General features: G+C 70.1%; 4 protein-coding genes. 3 read left to right on the forward strand and 1 reads right to left on the reverse strand.

All coding sequences use genetic code 11. The annotated features are described in order from the left end of the window. Positions 1 to 1,071 (forward strand): serine hydrolase domain-containing protein (locus tag ACQKIP_RS42055; RefSeq protein WP_427745413.1); only part of this gene is annotated, 1,071 nt, incomplete at its 5' end. Positions 1,072 to 1,108: 37 nt separating this feature from the next. On the opposite strand, the gene ACQKIP_RS42060 is transcribed toward ACQKIP_RS42055, so the two are convergent. Next, entirely contained in the window at positions 1,109 to 1,489 is a 381-nt protein-coding gene (locus ACQKIP_RS42060; RefSeq protein ID WP_427745414.1) for a hypothetical protein, read from the reverse strand. A 183-nt stretch (positions 1,490 to 1,672) separates the two neighbouring features. Here ACQKIP_RS42060 and ACQKIP_RS42065 point away from each other — a divergent pair, with 183 nt between their 5' ends. Together ACQKIP_RS42065 and ACQKIP_RS42070 are read left to right on the forward strand one after the other, a co-directional pair. Then, positions 1,673 to 2,731: a M4 family metallopeptidase gene (locus ACQKIP_RS42065; protein WP_365864872.1), complete on the forward strand. Its 1,059-nt coding sequence runs from the start codon at positions 1,673 to 1,675 to the stop codon at positions 2,729 to 2,731. Positions 2,732 to 2,886: 155 nt separating this feature from the next. Further along, positions 2,887 to 3,966, forward strand: a 1,080-nt coding sequence (locus ACQKIP_RS42070) for an NADH:flavin oxidoreductase (protein ID WP_427745415.1), incomplete at its 3' end; no start/stop codon positions are given.

The following is a 3,966-nucleotide window of genomic DNA, read 5'->3' on the forward strand; positions in this document are numbered from 1 at the left end:
CGCCGCGCCGGGATGCCGGGCCTGTTCGCCGAGGTGCGAGACGGCGACCAGGTCTGGCGCGGCGCCGCCGGAGTGGCCGATACCGCCACCGGCCGCCCCGTCACCGCCGGCATGCGCCACCGCGTCGGCAGCATCACCAAGACCTTCACCGCCGCAGCCGTCCTGCAGCAGGTGGAGACCGGGCAGATCGGGCTCGACACACCGATCGGCCAGTACCTTCCGAAGCTGGTCCCCGGAGAACGCGGTGCGGCGATCACGGTCCGGATGCTGATCAACCACACCAGCGGACTGGCCGAGTACCTCCCCTACGCCTTCCCCTCCCTGGCGGCGTTTCCCGACATCGCCGCCACCCGGCCCCAGAGCCTGGAGGACCACCGGTACACGCGCTTCGACCCCGCCGAACTGATCGAGATGGGGGTCAGCGCGCCCGCCGTCTGCGCCCCGGGCGGCACCCCGGGGGTGTACTCCAACACCAACTACCTGCTTCTGGGCCGGCTCCTGGAAGAGGTGACCGGCACTACGGCCGAGCAGTGCATCACCCGCAACGTCATTGAGCGCGCCGGGCTCGTCGACACCGAACTGCCCAGCGGACCGTACATAGAGGGGCCGCACTCACAGCTCTACGAGGCGTGGTTCGGCATGTTCGACCCGCCGCGCGACTTCAGCGTCTGCGACATGTCCTGGGTGATCCCGGGAGGCTCGCTGATATCGACCCTCGCGGACCTCAACCGCTTCTACGGCATGCTCCTTGCCGGAAAGATCGTCAGCCTGTCTTCGCTGACGGAGATGCAGCGCATCGTCCCGGTCGTCTCCCAGGAAGGCAAGGTGATCGATTACGGTCTGGGCCTGCATCCGATGGAGGAACCGGGGGCTGCCACCTTCTGGGGCCACGGCGGCACGGTCTGGGGCGGCGGGGCACTGGCCATGATCCGTGCCGACGGCCGGCGCCAGATGGCCGTCGCGCTGAACCTGCAGCGCTGGAACACGCTCGACCCCTCCTCCGGCAAACCGCAGCCCCACCCCATCGACGATGCGCTGGCAACGCTGTACCGCGTAGCCATGTACGGCTGACCCATCGCGCAGAAGGGGCGCCCGCCCGGAAGGCCGTTCAGAGGCGCGGCGCCCTCGCCGACTCCCGGGCTCTGCGGGCGGCGAGAGAGCCCGCGCTCCTGCACGCCCGTTCGTGGGAACCGAAGCTGTCGGCGCGGGCGCACCGCAGCACCACCCGGGCGGCCGTGACGATGTTGTGCCCGGGCAGGTTCAGCTGTTCCTCGATCCCCGCGGCCGCCGCCGCGAAGAAGCGTGGCAGGTCCTCGGCGGGCTCGTACGCCACCGTAAGACCCGGGTCTACCTCGAAGGCGAAGCCCGGCGCTGCCGGCTCGAAGTCCACTGCAATCTCCGCGAACTGCGGTGCACAGTTCTGCTTCTGATGCCGCACGTGCACGCCGCGGATCGGATACGGCGGGAACAGGGGCCGTGCTGATGTCATGTTCGGAACGCTACTGGCCGCCGAGCCGGGCTCGCACGGGCCCGGACACGTTCGCCGGGGACCGCCCGCGCTGAGGCGAGGAAAGACGGCTCCCCGTGCGCGAACGACGGCGAACCACTCAATGTCATGAACTACGGCGCAAAGCACAGACAAGTCGGCGCAGCCGGTGCCAGATTGCCGGTCATGAACCACGTCACGCATCCGGTGTTCTGCACCATCGTGCCTCCGCACCTCCTCGACAAACTTGCCCGCTCGGAGAACCCGGCTGTCGCCGACCCGGCCCGGCGCACCCTGGAGCACGACTCCCTCCAGCGCACCCGGCGCCGGATCACCACCCTCCGTGCCCCCGTCGCACATGCCGGAGCCCCCTCCGACAAGCCGCAGCGCACGATCTACGACGCCGGGCACCAAGAGGTCACGCCCGGCCGCAAGGTCCACGCAGAGGGCGACGAGCCGTCCAAGGACGCCACCGTCAACCGCGCGCACGCCGGGCTGGGCGCCACCTTCGAGCTGTACCTCAAGGCCTACGGGCGCCACTCCATCGACGACTCCGGGCTGCCGCTGGATGCCACCGTCCACTACGGCGAGAAGTACAACAACGCCTTCTGGGACGGCTCCCAGATGGTCTTCGGCGACGGAGACAACGACCTCTTCCTCGATTTCACGATTCCGGTCGACGTCATCGGCCATGAACTCACGCACGGCGTCACCCAGCACTCGGCCAACCTGGAGTACTACGGCCAGTCGGGCGCGCTCAACGAATCCGTCTCGGACGTCTTCGGCTCGCTGATCAAGCAGTACGCGCTGGGGCAGTCCGCCGATCAGGCCGACTGGCTGATCGGGGACGGGCTGCTGGGACCGAATGTGGACCGGGGTACGGCGCTGCGCTCGATGAAGGCGCCCGGCACGGCCTACGACGACGATGTGCTGGGCAAGGACCCGCAGCCCGCCACGATGGACGACTACGTCAAGACATCCAGCGACAACGGCGGCGTGCACATCAACTCCGGCATCCCCAACCACGCCTTCTACCTGCTGGCCACCCGCCTCGGCGGCAACGCCTGGGAGCGCGCAGGCAAGATCTGGTACGCCACGCTGACCGGCGGCGAGCTGGCGGCCGACGCCGACTTCGCGGACTTCGCCCGCCTGACGGCGGCATCGGCCCGGACGCTCTTCGGCGAGGGGGACGAGATCCAGGCCGTGCTCAAGGCATGGTCCTCGGTCGGCGTGCCCGCCTCCTAGGGGCAGCCTGTATGGGGAGGTGACCATCCGGCTGTCCGGGGTGCGCCGTTGATCTGGAACGTCGGGCGCGGAGGCGGGAGGGTAGTCCAGGGGAGCCGGCAGGACGCTCACTCCGGATAGCTGACAGCTCGTCAGACATCTGGGACGCTTCCCGCATGCCTGCCGCCGCCCCGCCTCCCCGCCCTTCCGAGTCGATACCCGACGTGCTCGCCCCGGCCCGGCTGGGCCCGGTGCGGTTACGCAACAGGATCATCAAGGCCGCCACCTTCGAGGGCGTCACACCCGACGCTCTGGTCACCGACGAGCTGATCGAATACCATCGCCGGCCCGCCGCCGGAGGCGTGGCGATGACCACCGTGGCCTACTGCGCCGTCGCCCCCGAAGGCCGCACCCAGCGCGCGCAGTTGTGGATGCGCCCCCAGGCGCTGCCCGGACTGCGCGGACTCACCGCCGTCGTCCATGAGGCGGGCGCCGCCGTCGCCCTCCAGCTCGGGCACGCCGGCCCCGTGGCCGATGCCCGCTCCAACCGGCTTCCCTCCCTGTCCCCGATGGGCGGATTCAACCCGGTCAGCCTGCGCCGCGACCGGGCTGCCACCCGCGAGGACCTGGAGCGCGTGGTCCGGGCCCACGCCTCGGCCGCCCAACTGGCCGTGGAGGCCGAGGCCGACGCCGTCGAGCTGCACCTGGGCCACAACTACCTGGCCAGCGCCTTTCTCAGTCCCAGGCTCAACCGGCGCACCGACGCCTACGGCGGAACCCTGCCCAACCGGGCCCGCCTGGCCCTGGACCTGGCTCGTGCGGTGCGCGAACAGGTCGGCGACCGGATCGCCATCACCGCGAAGCTCAACATGACCGACGGTGTGCGCGGCGGCCTGTCCCTGGACGACAGCCTCCAGGTGGCGCACTGGCTGCAGGAAGACGGCTCGGTGGACGCGCTGACGCTCACCGCCGGCAGTTCGCTGCTCAACCCCATGTACTTGTTCCGCGGGGAGGCCCCGCTCAAGGAGTTCGCGGCCCAGTTCCCCCTGCCGCAGCGCATCGGCCTGCGCACGCTGGGCAGATCGTTCCTGCGCGCCTATCCCTACGAGCCGCTGTACCTGCTGGAGCACGCACAGAAGTTCCGCGAGGCGCTTACGCTGCCGCTGATCCTCCTGGGCGGCATCACCGACCGCGAAGGCATGGACCGGGCCATGGCCGGGGGCTTCGCATTCGTCGCCATGGCCCGGGCCCTGCTG

Source organism: Streptomyces sp. NPDC059900, from assembly GCF_050270335.1.
In the GTDB taxonomy this organism is placed as follows: domain Bacteria; phylum Actinomycetota; class Actinomycetes; order Streptomycetales; family Streptomycetaceae; genus Streptomyces.